This window comes from Bacillus sp. AFS001701, assembly GCF_002559405.1.
Taxonomy (GTDB): Bacteria; Bacillota; Bacilli; order Bacillales; family Bacillaceae_G; genus Gottfriedia.
The window spans coordinates 1-819 of record NZ_NTZO01000595.1 but is presented as its reverse complement, the minus strand read 5'-3'; the positions used below and the strand labels follow the sequence as shown (position 1 = coordinate 819).

At 33.9% G+C, this 819-nt stretch carries 1 protein-coding gene; it reads left to right on the top strand.

Features of this window, described 5'->3' with window-relative positions; translation table 11 throughout:
• Positions 1-64 precede the first annotated feature (64 nt).
• A partial coding sequence (locus CN514_RS23690) for a protease inhibitor I9 family protein (RefSeq protein ID WP_176526056.1) occupies positions 65-819 on the top strand: 755 nt, incomplete at its 3' end.

Here is an 819-nt window from a genome sequence, read left to right as displayed (position 1 = left end):
AGATTTATCTACTTAATCATTTTTTTACTTATTTAACTAAAGCTAGTAGAAGGAGAGCATGGAAATGAAGATTAGAAAGAAGAAAATGCTAAACGTAATGGTAACAAGTGTATTAACGACAAGCTTTTTTACATCTTATTTAATACCTCAAAAAAAATCTTATGCAACTTCGAACTCTGTAGAATCCACCTTAAAGGGACTGACAGATGAGCAGAGACAATCGATTAAGCGCTTAACACCTCAAGAAGGCTTTATTATTGATCCAGGTTTACTATCATTAAAGGATAAGACTGCGAATGTCATCGTTGAACTAAAAATATCGCCACTAGAAGAGACCAAACAAACAAAATCAAAAGCATCACCAAAAGAAAAAAAACAAAAAGTAAGAGGCGAACAAGCGTTTTTTAAACAGCGATTAACTGAACTTTTCAATGAGAAGGCATCCAAACAAAAATCAAGCCAAGCATCAAGCCGAACATTCAATCAACAAGCTTTCCAATTTGATATTAAACAAACATATGAGAATGTATTTAATGGGATGGCAATGACAATTCCTACGAATCAAATTAATACACTTCTACAAACTGGGGTCGTAAAACGAATTTGGAAGGATAATGAAGTTCGCTTGCCAAAAAATGAGTTATCAACACTAAAGAAATCAGCTGGAAAAACAATACCACCAGCACTTCCACATTTAGGAGTAGATCGATTACACAGTGAAGACATTAAAGGACAGGGTATAAAAGTAGGTGTCCTTGACACTGGGATTGACTATAATCACCCTGACTTAAAAGATGTTTATAAAGGTGGATATGATTT